Consider the following 16,415-nt stretch of genomic DNA (forward strand, 5'->3'; position numbering starts at 1 on the left):
TCAATATCGGGCGATGAGCGCACCGGCCCCCGAACGCACGACCGGTGGACCCCAACGAAGCGAATATTCAAACAGTGTTGTGTATCCCGACCCTAACCGAGGGTGGGGACGACCCAGACCTCATATATCTGACCAGCGCCGAGACCAGTACTTTCCTTCAGTTACCCATACGCAAACTCGGAGTAAGACTAAGGTTTACTCGGGTTGCGGCAGAACACCTTGATTGCGGAGAGATAGCAACTCTGAGTTCACGAAGGGCTCTCCCCAGAGAGGAGAAGGATATGGTCCTCCAGGCTCTGCTACTGCAGCAGAAACTGCCAACTGGCGCGGGAGCGCTAGAGGAATACAGGAGCACTGCGGCTGGCGGACTGCAGTGACAGCCTTGCCTCAGATCGTTACCGGATACCCAAGCAGTCTCCGGGAGAGGTGGGAAAGAGTACGGCACTTGCATGAGAAAATTTTTTTGGGCCTAGACAGGCACGAGCCCCCTCTGCACCGTGGTGCATCTTACCCCTATCCCAACCTCCACAAGCACTGTTACCCATTTGCAACAAAACTGGTGCGGTGTCATCTGGACAGTAAGGCTCGCCCCCGTAGCGCGCCTTCCGGCAACCTGCTGGTTATCCGGTCCATTTAGGTACGTACGAATGCAGTTGCGTAGAGGTACGCCCTGACGTCAACGATTGCCTAACAAAGCAAGTCAAGGATCTGATCCAACTTAGTGAATACCTCGCTGACGAGTGAGGTATTCACTAAGCTTGAATCGCGCAGGTACCTGCATGGTACGGGGATGCTTACACGCGACTAGGGCCCAGTCCTACCTAGCAGCGGTGCCTTCTTCGTAATCGTCATCGGAGTGGACCCAGGAAAAGAGGCTGCGCAGGTCGCGACCCGTAGCCTCAATTGGATGTCCCTCTTCCTTCTTGCGCAACGCTTGAAATTCGGGACCTCCGGCGTCCTGATCATCGATAAAGCGTCGGGCAAAGGTACCATCTTGGATGTCGGCAAGGACTGCCTTCATGTTTTCCTTCACCTGAGGGGTAATGATCCGGGGGCCGGACACGTAGTCACCATATTCAGCAGTGTCGGAGACGCTCCAACGCTGCTTAGCGATACCGCCTTCAACCATTAGGTCAACAATGAGCTTCACTTCGTGGAGTGTTTCGAAGTAAGCCACTTCAGGCTTGTAACCGGCTTCCGTCAGCGTCTCGAACCCATACTGAATGAGGTGCGAGACCCCGCCGCAGAGTACGACCTGTTCGCCGAAAAGGTCTGTTTCCGTCTCTTCTGTGAAGGTGGTTTCGATGATACCGGCCCGGGCGGCTCCAATAGCCTTGGCGTAGGAAAGCGCCAGTTCTTTTGCCTTACCGGAAGCATCCTGTGATTGGGTCCCGGTTAGCAGTCCAGTGGCTATGCGATAGCTAGTTGATTTTTCTGCGTCCAGGTGTCCCAGTATTGTTTCGGCGTCATGCCGTCGAGGGATCCGTGGGGCCGTTCATGATTGTAGATGTCCTTCCACTCGTCGGCCAAGTACTTCGCTTCGGCCATGGTGTCGATGATTTCCCCAGTGAGTTGTTCCCTTCTGAATTGGGCGTTGAATGATTCGGCGAACCCGTTCTGCCACGGGGATCCCGGGTCGATGAACGCCGTATCTACCCCGGCAGTGGCGCACCAGTTGACCAGCGCTGCGGCGGTGAATTCCGGCCCGTTATCGGAGCGCACATAGGTTGGCGTGACACCGGTTTCGGCGATGATGTCCTCCAGGACGGCGACCACATCGGTGGCGGTGAAGGACCTGCGCGGAACGATCGCCAGGGCGGTGCGGGTGTACTCGTCAATGACGTTGAAGAACCGGACATGCCGCCCACAGGAGGTCACATCGGATTGGAAGTCGAAGCTGATCACGTGCATCGGGTATTCGGCCTTCAGCCGCTTCTGCTCCCCGGCGCCGGGCCCGGTGCGGCGACGCTTACGCGCCTTCGGCTTGCACGTCAGTCCCTCGGCCCGCCAGAGCCGGCGCACCCGCTTAGCGTTGAGCACCACGCCAGCCCACTCCGGCTGGGCCAGCAGGCGCCAGCGGGCCTTCCGCCACCCCCACGCCGGATGCTCCCCGGCGATGGCCCGCAACGCCGCGCGTAGCCGGGCTTCCTCAAAGCTGACCGCTGGGCGTGACTTGCGCAGCGCGGAACGGTTCTGCCCCAGCACCTTGCACGCGAATCTCTCGGACGCCCCGAATTTCTCCACCGCCATGCGCACTGCCCGGCGGCGAGGTTCGGGGCTCAGAATTTTCCCTTAGCCACCTCGTTCAGGATGTCGATGGCCAGTTCCTTCTCGGCCAGCAACCGCTTCAGCCGGGCGTTTTCCTTCTCCAAGTCCTTGACCGCTTTGGTTTGGGCTGCGTTCTGCTCGGAACCGTACTGCTGCAGCCACCGATACCAGGTTGCCTCGGTGACCTGCAGCTCCTTGATGACCTCGATCATCGGCTTGCCGTCATTGAGCATCTTCTGCCCCTGCCGGACCTTCGCGACGACCTGATCCGGGGTATGCCTACGTGCCATAATCTGTGAATTTCCTCCTGCACCCATTATCGGATGCGAAACTCACACAGTCACCGGACTCCTACCCGGGGACCCAACCACCTGTTCAACGGCTATTAGGGCAGGCACGCCGCGGCCGGCTTCAAATTCCCGGGACTGTGGAAATAACGGTGTATCCGGCTCGACACGCCGGGCGGTAAGCCTGGCGGGGAGGAGCCCGATATGGCCGCAACACTTGAGGCTGTGCCGAGTACGAAAACCGCTGAAAAGAAGACAGAAGTATCCGAGGGCGACGCTGCGCGCGAGCTGGTCAGAATGGCGAAGGAACAGGGCCTGTCCCTGACCGGGCCGGACGGTCTGCTCAAGCAGCTGACCAAGACCGTGATCGAGACCGCGCTCGATGAGGAAATGACCGAGCATCTCGGATATGAAAAGCACGATACGGCAGGGAAGCAGACCGCGAATTCCCGCAACGGCGTGCGCCCAAAAACGGTGCTGACGGAGACCACGGGCCCGGTGGAGGTGGACGTGCCGCGGGACCGGGAAGGGACCTTCTCACCGGTCATCGTCAAGAAGCGTCAGCGCCGCCTGACCGGTGTCGATGAGATGGTCCTGTCGCTCTATGCCAAGGGCCTGACCACCGGGGAAATCAGCGCGCACTTCGCCGAGATCTACGGTGCGTCCGTGTCAAAGGAGACCGTCTCGCGGATCACCGACAGGGTGCTCGACGAGATGGCCGCGTGGCAAAACCGGCCGCTGGATGAGGTCTACGCGGCGATCTTCATCGACGCCATCGTCGTCAAGGTCCGCGACGGGCAGGTCGCCAACCGGCCCGTCTACGCCGCGATCGGCGTGACGCTGGAGGGTGAGAAGGACATCCTCGGCCTGTGGGCCGGCACCGGCGGTGAGGGCGCGAAGTTCTGGATGAGCGTGCTCACCGACATCAAGAACCGCGGCGTGAAAGACACCTTCTTCCTGGTCTGCGACGGCCTCAAAGGCCTGCCCGAAGTCGTCACCAACGTCTGGCCGCTGACAACCGTGCAGACCTGCATCATCCACCTGATCCGCAATACCTTCCGCCTGGCCTCGAAGAAGGACTGGGACGCGCTCAAACGGGACGTGAAGCCCATCTACACCGCCGTGAACGCTGCGGCCGCCAGGGCGGCGTTCGAGGAGCTCACCGAGCGCTGGGGCAAGAAATACGGGGCCATCGTGCGGCTGTGGGAGAACGCGTGGGAGGAGTTCATCCCGTTCCTGGACTATGACGTGGAAATCCGGCGCGTGATCTGCTCGACCAATGCGATCGAATCCCTCAACGCCAGGTACCGGCGCGCCGTGAAGGCCCGGGGTCATTTCCCCACCGAGCAGGCTGCGCTAAAGTGCCTGTATCTGGTCACCCGATCCCTCGATCCGACCGGTGCCGGCAAGACCCGATGGGCCGTGCGTTGGAAGCCCGCTTTGAACGCCTTCGCCATCACTTTCAGCGACCGATTCCCGGCCGCTGAAAGCTACTAAAAGAAACCGCCGGATACACCGTTAATGAGATAGTCCCAAATTCCCTGCGGACGATGTGGCCAGGGCCTTTGGGTGCGACCAGAGCTACGTCCACTTCCGCCGGAGCCTTGATGTAGTCATAGCGGACGTTGAATCCGTGAGCGAAGAACAATGCGTCGCCGGCCTGGAGATTGGGCGCGATGTGCTCGGCGTAGACGTGGCGCTGGACCTGATCGGGGGCCAGGAGCATGATGAGATCGGCTTCAGATACCGCTTCGGCGACGCTGAGGACGCGAAGGCCGTCGGCCTCGGCCTTTGCCCGGGATTTGGAACCTTCTTTGAGTCCGATGCGTACGTCAACGCCGGAATCACGCAAGCTCAGAGCGTGGGCGTGCCCCTGGGATCCGTAACCAATGACGGCTACCTTGCGGCGCTGGATGATCGACAGGTCGGCGTCGTCCTCGTAATACATTTCAGTCATTATGGGTTGATCTCTTTCTTAAGCACTAGTCAATCAAGGTTGAAGGACTCGTTATGTGGGGTGCAAATTCTCTTCGTCACACTCGTTGGGGCCGCGTCCGCGGCCCGGTCAGTAATTGGCGGGCAGGTGCAGCTGAACCAGCGACACGTTCGGTCCTCATGCCCTGGCAGGACGTCGGGGACAATTGATGAGCATTGGAAGTCCGTCGAGCACATCTGGAAGCTTGGATACAGCTGGCAGGAGTCGGGCTCCGGTACCTGGTAAGTCCAGAGCTGTGCCACTTTTCCATGTATGTCTTGAACATGAAATTAAGCAACCAGTTAAGGTCCTACGCCGTGGTCGTAGATCCGGTCGGAATCTACATGCAACTCAGCGTTAGCTGCTCCAAGACGTTAAGGATATATCCGTGCTTCAGGAATGCCGAATCGATGCTCTTTGATTTTGAAGAGTCAGCGGAGGACTCGACGGAGCCCCATTATGCGTTCGATGATGACGACGATGACGAGGCTAAGCACGATTAGTAGTGTTGATACAGCTGCAAGTTGAGGGTCGGTTCGAGTCTGAACGTAATCGAACATTGCAATCGGCAGTGTCCGGACCCGGCTTGAAACCAGGAACAGGCTGACGACCGCTTCATCGAAAGTGAGCAGGAAGGCCAGAACTACGCCAGACAAGACTCCGGGGATGATTAGCGGCAGCGTGACTGTTCTGAATACTGTCAAGGGGCGTGCGCCCAGCGTTTGTGCAGCTTCTTCACAACGTGCGTCCATGGTGGTCAGGCTAAGCAGAGTGGTGCGAATTATGTACGGGATCACCAAACCTGCGTTTGCGAGAATGAGACCTTGGTAGGTTCCCTTGAGGCCGAGGGGACTGAACACCAAGAGGAGACCAAGACCAACTACGATGGCTGGAACCAGAAGCGGTGCCAGGAAAAAGCTTTCCACTGCAGCCTTTCCGCGGAAGTTGCCGCGGGCGATGGCCATAGCGGCGGGAATGGAAACGGCTGCAGCCAGCAGCGATGCACCGCTGGCAACCACCAGGCTGACCCGGAAGGCTCCCGCGAAGTCTCGGTTTGCGAACACTTCTCCGTACCACTTCAGGCTCCAACCGCTCGGGGGAAATCGGAGAATGTTATCTGCCGAGAAGGAAATGATCACCGTGATGATGATCGGTGCCAAGAGGAAGATAAAGAGGAGGAACACTCCGGCGAGGATCAACCAACGCTTCAGTACTTTGGTTTTCATCAGCTGCGGTTCCAGTCCAGGCGGGCCATTAGTCGCTGGTAGCCCACGAGGACACCGGCGAAAAGGGCGATGAGTATGAACGAGATGGCCGATGCCAGTGGCCAGTTGAGTGACTGTACGGCCTGGTCGTAAATTTCGGTGGCCAGCAGGAAAACCCGTCCGCCGCCCACGAGGGCTGGCGTTACGAACGAACTGATGGTGAGCACGAAGACCAGGAGGCACCCGGTAAGTATCCCCGGCAGGGTAAGCGGGAGGATGACCCGGAAGAAGGTTTGGACGGTGTTACCGCCGAGGGTGGCGGATGCTTCCAGAACGGCGTCATTGAGTCGGGAAGAGCCTGTTGCAACAGTGAGGATCATGTAGGGCATGAGGATTTCGGTAAGGGCGATGGCGACGCCCAGCTCGTTGTTTGCCAGGCTGAGGGGTGTTGAAATAATGCCCATCCCCATCAGGGCTTCGTTGATGATTCCCCGGTCACCTAGGATCACTATCCATCCGAAGGTTCTGACTACTGCGCTGGTCAGTAGCGGAGCCAGTGCGAGGACTAGAAGCAGGCTCTTCCATTTCGATTGCGTTCGCAGCAAAAATAGCGCCAGCGGATAGCCGAGAAGGAAGGCGCCGGCTGTGACGACGATGCCCAATCCAAGGGTGCGCCAGATCAATTCAAGATTGAAGGATGCTTCGAAGAATGTCGAGTAGGAGTTGAGGCTCAATCCCTCCTCGATCCCTCCACCGGGAAGACCGGTGTTGAACGACATCCGCAGCAGCCAGGCTAAGGGGACCCCGAAGATAATGCCGAGCAGAATGAGCCCGGGAGCTAGTTTGAGAAAGGACGGCCAGTCCTTGCCTTTGGGCTTGCCACCACTTGGAGTCAGGACAGCCTTAGGCGCCTCCCCTAGTATCACCTCATTTGCCATTGCTGCCCACCAACCCGGAGGCATCTGCTTGGACACTGTTGGCCCTTACGTCCGGCAGCGCGAACCCATCGGCAAGCTCTTTTAGGAACTTGTCTTCAGCGTTCACTTCACCTTCGGGAGCGTTCTGGCGGTCACCGCCTGTGATGGTTACCGGAACGTCCCGTATTTCGGAAACAGCAACAGCATGGTGCAACAACGATGAATCTTGGACAGGCACCGGCCCGGTGACTGCTCGGTCAGCTATATTGCTACCCGGGAGGTGGGACCGGATCCTCGAATCCGTGAAGCTTTGCTCAGCAGAGTGCTTCAAGGTGGAATGAGTTCCCTGAGGAAGCTTCTCCATCAGGTTAGGAGGAATTGGGTGCCCGTTCAGAGTTTCGGTTATGAACATGTGGAAATCCTTTATGAAGGTAGTGCAGCTCAAGCGGCGATGAAATGCACGCAGTCGGTGGATGTGCCGATTGCGGCGTCGGAACCAGCCGGCAGTGCCGGAGCTCCATCAGCGAACATCTGCACTTTCAGGAGGTTTGCTCCAGCTTCAACCTCATACTGGACGGTGTCGCCGAAGTAGACGGACGACCGGACCTTGGCCGGGATGTCTCCGGGTCGGGCCACGGGCCGCACTTCAAGCTGGTGCGGCCGGATCATCGCCATAGAACCGTTTCCGTAGTCGCCTGAAACGCGGGGAACTGCGAGCCGGCCAGCGCCGGGCAGCTCGATCATTTTCGCGCGGCCGCCGTCCAGGATCACGTTAACGTTCTCCACCAGATTGGCCTGCCCCACGAACTCGGCAACAAATCGCGTCGCCGGACGCTCGTAGATGTCTGTTGGTGAGCCAAACTGCTCAAGCTTCCCCTCGGACATGACGGCAATCGGGACTGTGGAAATAACGGTGTATCCGGCTCGACACGCCGGGCGGTAAGCCTGGCGGGGAGGAGCCCGATATGGCCGCAACACTTGAGGCTGTGCCGAGTACGAAAACCGCTGAAAAGAAGACAGAAGTATCCGAGGGCGACGCTGCGCGCGAGCTGGTCAGAATGGCGAAGGAACAGGGCCTGTCCCTGACCGGGCCGGACGGTCTGCTCAAGCAGCTGACCAAGACCGTGATCGAGACCGCGCTCGATGAGGAAATGACCGAGCATCTCGGATATGAAAAGCACGATACGGCAGGGAAGCAGACCGCGAATTCCCGCAACGGCGTGCGCCCAAAAACGGTGCTGACGGAGACCACGGGCCCGGTGGAGGTGGACGTGCCGCGGGACCGGGAAGGGACCTTCTCACCGGTCATCGTCAAGAAGCGTCAGCGCCGCCTGACCGGTGTCGATGAGATGGTCCTGTCGCTCTATGCCAAGGGCCTGACCACCGGGGAAATCAGCGCGCACTTCGCCGAGATCTACGGTGCGTCCGTGTCAAAGGAGACCGTCTCGCGGATCACCGACAGGGTGCTCGACGAGATGGCCGCGTGGCAAAACCGGCCGCTGGATGAGGTCTACGCGGCGATCTTCATCGACGCCATCGTCGTCAAGGTCCGCGACGGGCAGGTCGCCAACCGGCCCGTCTACGCCGCGATCGGCGTGACGCTGGAGGGTGAGAAGGACATCCTCGGCCTGTGGGCCGGCACCGGCGGTGAGGGCGCGAAGTTCTGGATGAGCGTGCTCACCGACATCAAGAACCGCGGCGTGAAAGACACCTTCTTCCTGGTCTGCGACGGCCTCAAAGGCCTGCCCGAAGTCGTCACCAACGTCTGGCCGCTGACAACCGTGCAGACCTGCATCATCCACCTGATCCGCAATACCTTCCGCCTGGCCTCGAAGAAGGACTGGGACGCGCTCAAACGGGACGTGAAGCCCATCTACACCGCCGTGAACGCTGCGGCCGCCAGGGCGGCGTTCGAGGAGCTCACCGAGCGCTGGGGCAAGAAATACGGGGCCATCGTGCGGCTGTGGGAGAACGCGTGGGAGGAGTTCATCCCGTTCCTGGACTATGACGTGGAAATCCGGCGCGTGATCTGCTCGACCAATGCGATCGAATCCCTCAACGCCAGGTACCGGCGCGCCGTGAAGGCCCGGGGTCATTTCCCCACCGAGCAGGCTGCGCTAAAGTGCCTGTATCTGGTCACCCGATCCCTCGATCCGACCGGTGCCGGCAAGACCCGATGGGCCGTGCGTTGGAAGCCCGCTTTGAACGCCTTCGCCATCACTTTCAGCGACCGATTCCCGGCCGCTGAAAGCTACTAAAAGAAACCGCCGGATACACCGTTAATGAGATAGTCCCCCAGCGGAAGGACGCCGTCGGGCTAGTCGAGGCCGCGGAGGTCCAGGGTCAGCGCGGAGTCGCCGTCGGCGTCGAGGAGGACGGGGATGCCCCAGTCCTGCTGGTACAGGTGGCATGCGGCGTGGTCGGGGATCTCGCCGCCGGGTTCGCCGTCGCACGCCGCCGCGCGGGCGGTGATGTGCAGGACGCCGTCCGCGACGTCCGGGTTCAGGGTCAGCGTCCGCGTCAGGCCAAGCGAGGTCCCGGCTCCCTCGAGGATGAGCTCCTCGGGCGAGGAGGAGATCTTCAGTTGCGTCGGGTCACCCCAGCGGTCGTCGAGCTTCTGCCCCTTCGGGGCGGAGAAGCGCACCACGATCTCGTGGGCACCCGGAGCCACGGGGGTCTTGGGACGCTGGGTCTGCGAGGCCCCCTCGTCCACCGTGAGCGCCTCCTTCGGCAGCGGCAGGCGGACCAGCTGGTGCTGGTTCGTCTCGACCACGAGCAGCACCGGCTCGCCCTCGACGGAGGTGTCCAGGAGGACGTCCGACGGCTCGGCCAGCCCGCGGGCCAGCGTCGAGACCGTACCGTTGGAGGGGTCGTAGCGGCGGACGGCCCCGTTGTAGGTATCGGCCACGGCGACGGAGCCGTCCGGCAGCACGGTCACGCCGAGCGGATGCTGCAGGCGGGCCTCGGACGCCTCACCATCCCGGAACCCGAAGTCAAACAGCCCCGCGCCGACGGCCGTCTCGACGGAGGCCACGAGTCCGTCCTCGCCGAGGCGCAGCACGCGCAGGGAGGAGGTCTCCGAGTCGGCAACCCAGAGGTCGCCGTTCGCGTCGTCGGCCAGTCCCGAGCTCTGCGCGAACCACGCCTGACCGGGGTGGCCGTCCTGCAGCCCCTCGAGCCCGGTGCCTGCGAAGACCGCCAGGGCGCCCGAGCGCGGCTCGAAGGAGAAAATCTGGTGCGTGCCGGCCATCGCCACCACGAGCTTTCCGGCCTTCGCCGACCACAGCACGTCCCACGGCGAGGACAACGATGTGCCCAGCGGATCGGAACCCAGCTCGGGAACCCAGGCCCCGGCGTCGTTCGCGGCGTCCCCCGCCGACCGGGCCTGCTCCGCGTCCAGCAGGCGCTGCACGCCGTTGCCGGCGATCGTGCGGACCTCGCCCGTCGCGAGCACGACGCCCCGCAGGCGGTGGTTGACCGTGTCGGCGACGACGACGTCGTAGCCGACCTCGGCCGCGACGTCGGCCGGCAGCGCGGCCAGGCCCTGCGGTTCGTTGAAGCGGGCGGTCTCCGGCCCGCCGTCGGCGTGGCCCTTGACGCCCTCGCCGATCGTGCGGACCACGGTGGACAGGTCGCCCGCGAGCTCGACGAGCCGGTGGTGGCCGGAGTCGCCGACCAGGAAGTTGCCGTTGGGCAGGGCCAGCACCTTGCCGGGGAAACGCAGGTCGCCCTCGCGTGCGGGCGGGGCCACGTACGGTCCGTCGCCGCGGTGCAGCGTGCCCTTCGCCTCGTGCTCGGCGACGAGCTCCTCGACGAGCACCTCGAGCCCGTTCGCGTGCCCCTCGCCGGAGAGGTGTGCGGCAATGTAGCCCTCGGGGTCGACGACGACGAGGGTCGGCCAGGCCCGCGCCGAGTACGCCTGCCAGGTCTCGAGCTCCGGATCGTCGAGCACCGGGTGGTGGATCTCGTAGCGCTCGACGGCGGCGGCGAGCGCCACCGGATCGGCCTCGTGCTCGAACTTGGGCGAGTGGACGCCGACGATGACGAGCAGGTCGCGGTACTTCTCCTCGAGCGGGCGCAGCTCGTCGAGGACGTGGAGGCAGTTGATGCAGCAGAAGGTCCAGAAGTCGAGGACCACGATCTTGCCCCGCAGGTCCTCGAGCGACACCTGCTTCCCGCCCGTGTTCAGCCAGTTCCGGCCGACCAGTTCCGAGGCGCGCACGCGGTAGGCGGAGCGGACGGAAGCGGTGGTGGTCGGGGTGTCGGCGCTCATGCAGGACTCCTCGGGTTGCGGATCGGGGTGCTTCAGGGGTCAACCCCATTATCGCCGGGCTTGTTCCCGGAGGCCGCCGCCGGTGACGGCGTGCTACGGACGAGCCGCGGTACGACGCCGGTCATCACCACCATCGCGAGCAGTTCCACGAGCGTCTGGGTCACGACGACGAGCGGGACGAGCTCGAAGCCCGCGGGCAGGGCGAGGGCGAGGGGCAGCACGACGAGGGAGTTCCGGGTGGCCCCGGTGAAGGACGCGGCACGGATGCCGGGCTCCTCGAGCCGGGCGAGGCGCCCGGCCGCGATCCCGGCGGCGGCCATGAGGGCCGCGAACCCGGCATAGAGGGGCACGAGCGGCAGCAGCTCCGACCAGCGGTGCGCCACGGCGGCGGATTGGGAGGCAACGACGACGGCGAGCACGGCCGCCATGAGGGGGACCATGCACGCCGCAGCGGAGGACCCGGCGGCCCGGGCCACACCGGCGCCGGTCCGGCCGCGCGCCCCGAGGGCCTGGAGCGCGGCGGCCGCGCCGAGCGGGAGCAGGATCAGCAGGACGAACGCCTCGAGGAAGGGCCGCGGGTCGATGCCGGCAAGCACTCCCGGGCCGGCCATGAGCGGCAGGTAGACCGGGAGCAGGAGCATCTGCAGGAGCATGAGCAGCGGCGTCGCGGCCAGGAGCTTCGAGGCCGCCCCGCCGGCCAGCCGGGTGAAGGCCACGACGTAGTCGATGCACGGCGTCAGGAGCACCAGCAGGACGCCGACGAGCAGTTGCCGCTCCCCCGCCACGAAGCGCGACAAGCCCCACGCCAGCAGGGGCGCGACGGCGAAGTTCAGGACCAGGACGACGGCCAGGAAGCGGCGGTCGACGACGCCGGCCCGCCACCGGGTCAGCGGCACCCCGAGGAACGTGGCGAACATCAGCAGACCCAACAGCGGCAGGACCACGGCGTCGAGGGCGGCGAGCCCGGGCCAGACGGCTCCTGCGGCCGCGGCGAAGGCGATCGCCGCGAGGTAGACGGGGACTTGGCGGCGTTCGAGCAGCTCAGTCCCCGGGAAGGGCATCCAGCGTCTCCTCGAGGATCGCCTCGGCCATCGCGGTGAAGTTCGCGTCCTCGACCCCCGCGGGTCCGATGAAGGACACCATGGCCACGTGCCCGCCCCGTTCGCCGACGAGCACGAGCGCCTGCTGCGCGAGGCTCGCGTGGCCCGGCGCGCGGCTCCAGAAGAGGGCGGAGGCCACGTCCGCGTCCGTCTCCGGCCGGCTCGAGCTCAGCGGGACCGTCGCGGGGACCACCCCGCCGCCGGCGCCCTCCTCCTGGATGTTCAGGGTCGTGGAGGAGCACTCCTGGACGAGCGTGTCGACGGTGCCGTAGTACGCGTCCAGCGCGCCGCGGTCGCCGATCCGGGCAACCTCCACCGAGCCGGTGACGTCGACGCCCTCGGCCGCGAAGTCGGTCCGGGCCGCCTCGGCGCCGAGCACGGCCGGGGAGAAGTTCAACTTCTCGAGCGGCTCCCGGCACGCCGCCGGGAGCACGACGACGCCGTCGAGCGCGTCCCCGGGATCGGAGCGCAGGGCCTCCAGTTCCGCCTCGCCCGCGACCGCCGAAAGGGTGAAGTTGTAGCCGGCGGCGCGGGCGATGCCCGCCTGGACGGCGGTCGCCGCCTCCGTCCCGGGCGCCTCGCCCCCGGGGTCCGCCGGAGCGCCCGTCGCCTGCCCGGACCCGTGCGGATCCGACGAGGCCCCGGCGTCCGGGGCCCCGGCGTCGTTCCCGGAACAGGCGCCGAGCGTGAGGGCGAGCGCGAGGGCGCCCGCGGCCAGGAGGGGTCTTCTAGCGTCCACGTCGCTCCGTTTCATCGTCGTGCTGCTTCAATTGCGCGAACATGGCGTTGTAGGCGGCCAGTTCCGCATCGTCGTCCCGGTCCGCCGCGCGGTCCTTGCGCTTGGACTCGCGGGCGTCGTCCCGGCTCCACGCCACCATCACGCCGAGGGCCAGCAGGAGGGTGGGCACCTCGCCGATCCCCCACATCGCGCCGGCGCCGAAGCGCTGGTCCTCGAGCGGGGTGGCGCCCCAGTCGCGCCCCATGTTCCCGAACCAGCCGGCCTGCATGAGCGACTCGCTGCCCATGATGGACACCCCGTAGAAGGCGTGGAAGCTCATCGTGGCCAGCAGGATCAACAGCCGCAGCGGGTAGGCGGCGCGGCGCGGGAGCGGATCGGAGCCGATCATGTTCAGGGCGAAGATGTAGCCCGTGAGCAGGAAATGCAGGTTCATCAGCTCGTGCCCGATGTGCTCGCGCAGGGCGAAGCCGAAGAGCTCGGTGTTGTAGAAGATGATGATCGAGCCCGCGAAGTTCGCCGCCGCGAAGAGCGGATGCGTGACGATCTTCGAGAAGCCCGAGTGCACGAGCACCAGGATCCACTCGCGCGGACCCCGCGTGCCGTCGGTCCGGCTGGGCAGGGCCTTGAGCGCGAGCGTCACGGGCGAGCCGATGACCAGGAAGAACGGGGCCACCATGGTCAGTGCCATGTGGCCGACCATGTGCATCGAGAACAGCACCATTCCGTACACCGCGGGGGCCCCGGAGGTGATGTAGAACAGCGCGGCCAGGCCCACGAACCAGGACGCGAGGCGCCACGCCGGCCAGGCGTCGCCGCGCCGCTTCAGCCGCACGTAGGCCACGAGGTAGGCGGCGCCGAGGAAGAGGACGACGGCGACCCAGAGCCAGTCGAAGCGCCATTCGCTCAGCCAGGAGGACGGCACGAGCTCGGGCGGGAGCTCGTAGCCGGTGAGGATGCGGGCGGGCGTGGCGGCGGGAGGCAGCTCCTCCGGAACGGGCGGCGCGGTGCGCGCGAGCGCCGTCGCGATGCCCATGACGGCGGCCATGATGGCGGCCTCGACGGCGACGATCCGCCACGCGGCCCGCACCGCGGTGGTCCGGCCCGCGAGGAGGGACGGGATGGTGCGGGTGCGGTGGAGCAGGCCGAGCGCGCCGAGCGCCACGGTCAGGAGCGCCTTGGCGGCGACGAGGCCGCCGTAGGGGGTGGCCAGGTCGGCCCACGAATCCATCCGGATCACGGCGCTGACGACGCCGGACGCGGCCACGAGAGCGATCGAGATCCCGGCGAGGGCCGAGAAGCGGGACAGGACGACGCCGGCCAGGAGGGGCGGCGTCGCGGCCCGCCGGCGGTCGGGGGCCGGGCCGCCGAGGGTGTCGGCGAGGACGGCGAGCGTCGCGATGCCTCCCACCCACAGGCAGACGCCGACGAGGTGCAGGAGGATGGCGTTGGTGGCGCCCCAGTGGTCGTCGCCGCCGGCCGCGTGGCCGATGAGCGAGATCGGGACGACGCCGAGCAGCGCCGCGACGGCCGCGACGGCGACGCCGCCCGGGGAGCGCAGGCCGAACGCGAGCGAGGCCGTGACGGCCGCGATGAGGACCATCCACGCCCACGCCTGGCCGACGGAGATCCCCAGGACGTAGTCCATCATGGCGGCCGTGTAGCTCGGTTCGGCGCTCAGCGGGAGCCCGGAGAGGTCGGAGAACGTCAGGACCAGGACGGCGGCCGCGGCGAGGGTCCAGACCACCGCGGCGCCGGCGGCGAGGTTCATGGCGCGGGTGAAGGCGGGGTGCTCCCCGCCCGTGTCTCCTCCGGCGTCGCGGTCCTCGTCGCCTCCGCGCCCGGCGCGCCCGGCCCGCTCCGGGCGGCGGCTGCGGGGCAGGATCGCCGCCGCGAAGACGAGCGCGCCGATGGCCAGGGCCATCGAGGCGTGGTGGACGGTCTTAGCGACGGGCAGTCCCCACCGGGTGAGGGCGCCCGGATCGGAGAGCAGGCCCGCGGCCGCCGAGCCGGAGTACAGCAGTGCGGCGACGAGCCCCACGGCGCCCGCGGCGAGCGCGGGCAGCGCGAGGACCGGCCAGAGCCGGCCGTCGGCGGTGCGGTGTCCGGTGGTGGCGTCCACGGTGCCTGCCTCCTTCTCCGGGGTGTCCTACCGGCCCTGGCGGCGGGTCTTGGCCAGGACGACGGCGGCCGCGGCCACCGCGGCGACGGCCAGGACGATCCAGATCAGCACGGGCGGCAGTCCCGCCTCGGCGGCCTGGTCCGGCGCGTCGGTGGCGGGCGCCTCGGTAGCCGGCGCGTCGGTTCCGGCGGCCTCGGCGCTGGAGGACGGGGCACTGGAGGGCGCGGCGCTCGAGGAGGGCGCCGCCGCGGGGGCGTCGACCGTGAACTCGAGGGCCTCGCCCTGGGCGCCGCCGCTCTCGATGGGGTGTCCGTCGCTCGAGACGACCCGCCAGGCGACGGTGTAGGCGCCGTTGTCCAGCGGGGCCGCGAAGGCGACGGTCAGCGTGCGCCCCGAGACGGAGGCCTCGGCCTCGACCGCGCCGTCGGGGCCGGAGACCTCGACCTCGGCGCCGATGGGCTTGAGCTCGCCCGTGTAGGACAGGCTCACGGAGGCGGGGGCCTCGGTCAGGGTCTCGCCGGAGGCCGGCACGCTGTCGGCGAGGGCGTCGTGTGCCCGGGCCGCCGGAGCAGCGGCGAGGACGGCCCAGGCCATCAGGAGGGCGGTGGCGAGCGCGGCGGCGAGACGGACGGCTGCTGCCGGTGCGGGGCGGTGGAGCGTGGTGTTCATGGTGTTGTCCTGTTCCTCCCCGGTACCGCGTCGAGCACGGGCGGGGAAAGCTGTTCCTGGGGTGCGGCAGGCGGCCGCGGGGTCAGAAGGCAGCTCGAACGGGTGGGCCGCGCCGGGTCAGGGCGCGGAGGGGGACGCCGAGGTCGGGCAGGCCCGGGACCTGGACGGACGGCAGCGGCGCCGGGGCCGTATCGACGGGCACGGGACGCGGGCGCAGGACGGCGCGCGGCGCGGCGAGGAGGACGACGTCGGCGAGCCCCTGGGCGGCGAGCCCGCCACGGCGCAGGACCAGGATGGTCGCGAGGGCGGCCGCCGCGTGGGCCGCGGGCATCCAGGCGCCGCCGGCCGGACCGGCCACGAGGGATGCCGCGGCGGCCGGGGAGGCGACGAGTTCCACGTGGGCGGCATGCCCGAGGCCGGTCTCGCGCAGGAGGGGGACGGTCCCGGAGCCTGAAGCCCCGGATCCGGCACCGTGGGCGTGGCCCGCCGCGAAGGCGAAGTGGTAGAGCGCTTGGCTGACGACGACGGCCAGGGAGGTCCTGGCGAGCGAGAGCCCGCGTCCCGCGAGCGCCGTGCACACGGCGGCGGAGGCGGCCACGACGACGGCGAGCAGCAGCGGATGCGGCAGGGGCGCGCCGGCCAGGGCATGGGATGCGGCGGCCAGCCCGGTCGCGGCGACGGCTCCCGACCATCCCCGCAGCAGGCGCAGGCTGCGGTGCTCCACGGTGGCGCGCTCCTCGGGTCGACGGGGTCCAGGGACGGACCCCACGATTCTACTCCAGGTAGAACGCCGCTCCCCGCGGGAACGGCGAGGCCCGCCCCACCTCGACGGTGGGACGGGCCTCGCGCTGCTGCGGCGGAGC

The 16,415-nt window shown here is 66.3% G+C and carries 13 protein-coding genes and 2 pseudogenes; 2 read left to right on the forward strand and 13 right to left on the reverse strand.

Features of this window, described 5'->3' with window-relative positions; all coding sequences use genetic code 11:
- Positions 1–817: 817 nt before the first annotated feature.
- Positions 818–1,381 (reverse strand): annotated as a pseudogene (locus AC0QR5_RS10105) (ketol-acid reductoisomerase); the annotation flags it as partial.
- 29 nt (positions 1,382–1,410) lie between these two features.
- A protein-coding gene (locus tag AC0QR5_RS10110) for an IS3 family transposase (protein WP_329863527.1) occupies positions 1,411–2,558 on the reverse strand; the annotation gives its coding sequence in 2 pieces (ribosomal slippage) (positions 1,411–2,285 and positions 2,285–2,558; 1,149 coding nt in all).
- Between the two features lie 201 nt (positions 2,559–2,759).
- Between AC0QR5_RS10110 and AC0QR5_RS10115 the strand changes: the two genes are divergently transcribed.
- Complete coding sequence (locus AC0QR5_RS10115; RefSeq protein ID WP_400588025.1) at positions 2,760–4,052, forward strand: IS256 family transposase; 1,293 nt, start codon at positions 2,760–2,762, stop codon at positions 4,050–4,052.
- A gap of 37 nt (positions 4,053–4,089) precedes the next feature.
- Here the strand turns inward: AC0QR5_RS10115 and AC0QR5_RS10120 are convergent.
- From AC0QR5_RS10120 to AC0QR5_RS10140, 5 genes and pseudogenes are all read right to left on the reverse strand, one after another.
- Positions 4,090–4,512, reverse strand: a pseudogene (locus AC0QR5_RS10120) (NAD(P)-binding domain-containing protein); the annotation flags it as partial.
- Between the two features lie 449 nt (positions 4,513–4,961).
- The gene (locus AC0QR5_RS10125) at positions 4,962–5,756 is read right to left on the reverse strand and encodes an ABC transporter permease (protein WP_329864286.1); all 795 of its coding nucleotides are present in this window, start codon (positions 5,754–5,756) and stop codon (positions 4,962–4,964) included.
- Entirely contained in the window at positions 5,756–6,709 is a 954-nt protein-coding gene (locus tag AC0QR5_RS10130) for an ABC transporter permease (RefSeq protein WP_329864288.1), read from the reverse strand. The genes AC0QR5_RS10125 and AC0QR5_RS10130 overlap by 1 nt, the downstream gene beginning before the upstream one ends.
- Positions 6,663–7,064, reverse strand: coding sequence for an RraA family protein (locus AC0QR5_RS10135; protein ID WP_329864290.1), 402 nt, complete (start codon positions 7,062–7,064; stop codon positions 6,663–6,665). Before AC0QR5_RS10135 ends, AC0QR5_RS10130 begins: the two co-directional genes overlap by 47 nt.
- 29 nt (positions 7,065–7,093) lie before the next feature.
- On the reverse strand, positions 7,094–7,537 hold the full coding sequence (locus AC0QR5_RS10140) for a TOBE domain-containing protein (protein ID WP_329864292.1): 444 nt from the start codon (positions 7,535–7,537) through the stop codon (positions 7,094–7,096).
- A gap of 80 nt (positions 7,538–7,617) precedes the next feature.
- On the opposite strand from AC0QR5_RS10140, the gene AC0QR5_RS10145 reads away from it, so the two are divergent.
- On the forward strand, positions 7,618–8,910 hold the full coding sequence (locus tag AC0QR5_RS10145; RefSeq protein ID WP_400588025.1) for an IS256 family transposase: 1,293 nt from the start codon (positions 7,618–7,620) through the stop codon (positions 8,908–8,910).
- A 59-nt stretch (positions 8,911–8,969) separates the two neighbouring features.
- Here AC0QR5_RS10145 and AC0QR5_RS10150 read toward each other — a convergent pair whose 3' ends face one another.
- The 6 genes from AC0QR5_RS10150 to AC0QR5_RS10175 form a co-directional block, all read right to left on the reverse strand.
- Positions 8,970–10,925 carry an NHL domain-containing thioredoxin family protein gene (locus AC0QR5_RS10150; protein WP_329863717.1) on the reverse strand — a complete coding sequence of 652 codons (1,956 nt, stop codon included), beginning with the start codon at positions 10,923–10,925 and terminating at the stop codon, positions 8,970–8,972.
- 32 nt (positions 10,926–10,957) lie between these two features.
- Positions 10,958–11,986 (reverse strand): arsenic resistance protein, encoded by a 1,029-nt coding sequence (locus AC0QR5_RS10155; RefSeq protein WP_329863718.1) that lies wholly within the window; start codon positions 11,984–11,986, stop codon positions 10,958–10,960.
- On the reverse strand, positions 11,967–12,779 hold the full coding sequence (locus AC0QR5_RS10160; protein ID WP_329863720.1) for a hypothetical protein: 813 nt from the start codon (positions 12,777–12,779) through the stop codon (positions 11,967–11,969). Before AC0QR5_RS10160 ends, AC0QR5_RS10155 begins: the two co-directional genes overlap by 20 nt.
- On the reverse strand, positions 12,754–14,883 hold the full coding sequence (locus AC0QR5_RS10165; RefSeq protein WP_329863721.1) for a bifunctional copper resistance protein CopD/cytochrome c oxidase assembly protein: 2,130 nt from the start codon (positions 14,881–14,883) through the stop codon (positions 12,754–12,756). The genes AC0QR5_RS10160 and AC0QR5_RS10165 overlap by 26 nt, the downstream gene beginning before the upstream one ends.
- 27 nt (positions 14,884–14,910) lie before the next feature.
- Positions 14,911–15,552: a copper resistance CopC family protein gene (locus AC0QR5_RS10170; protein ID WP_329863722.1), complete on the reverse strand. Its 642-nt coding sequence runs from the start codon at positions 15,550–15,552 to the stop codon at positions 14,911–14,913.
- An 82-nt stretch (positions 15,553–15,634) separates the two neighbouring features.
- Positions 15,635–16,276: a hypothetical protein gene (locus AC0QR5_RS10175; RefSeq protein WP_329863724.1), complete on the reverse strand. Its 642-nt coding sequence runs from the start codon at positions 16,274–16,276 to the stop codon at positions 15,635–15,637.
- Positions 16,277–16,415: the final 139 nt, after the last annotated feature.

The organism is Arthrobacter sp. J156, assembly GCF_056172865.1.

What these genes read in the sequence shown, in the direction of transcription:
- AC0QR5_RS10115 (WP_400588025.1), top strand. Translation starts at nt 2,760, where the DNA reads ATGGCCGCAACACTTGAGGCTGTGCCGAGTACGAAAACCGCTGAAAAG.
- AC0QR5_RS10155 (WP_329863718.1), bottom strand. Translation starts at nt 11,986, where the DNA reads ATGCCCTTCCCGGGGACTGAGCTGCTCGAACGCCGCCAAGTCCCCGTC.
- AC0QR5_RS10135 (WP_329864290.1), bottom strand. Translation starts at nt 7,064, where the DNA reads ATGTTCATAACCGAAACTCTGAACGGGCACCCAATTCCTCCTAACCTG.
- AC0QR5_RS10125 (WP_329864286.1), bottom strand. Translation starts at nt 5,756, where the DNA reads ATGAAAACCAAAGTACTGAAGCGTTGGTTGATCCTCGCCGGAGTGTTC.
- AC0QR5_RS10145 (WP_400588025.1), top strand. Translation starts at nt 7,618, where the DNA reads ATGGCCGCAACACTTGAGGCTGTGCCGAGTACGAAAACCGCTGAAAAG.
- AC0QR5_RS10140 (WP_329864292.1), bottom strand. Translation starts at nt 7,537, where the DNA reads ATGTCCGAGGGGAAGCTTGAGCAGTTTGGCTCACCAACAGACATCTAC.
- AC0QR5_RS10170 (WP_329863722.1), bottom strand. Translation starts at nt 15,552, where the DNA reads ATGAACACCACGCTCCACCGCCCCGCACCGGCAGCAGCCGTCCGTCTC.
- AC0QR5_RS10150 (WP_329863717.1), bottom strand. Translation starts at nt 10,925, where the DNA reads ATGAGCGCCGACACCCCGACCACCACCGCTTCCGTCCGCTCCGCCTAC.
- AC0QR5_RS10160 (WP_329863720.1), bottom strand. Translation starts at nt 12,779, where the DNA reads ATGAAACGGAGCGACGTGGACGCTAGAAGACCCCTCCTGGCCGCGGGC.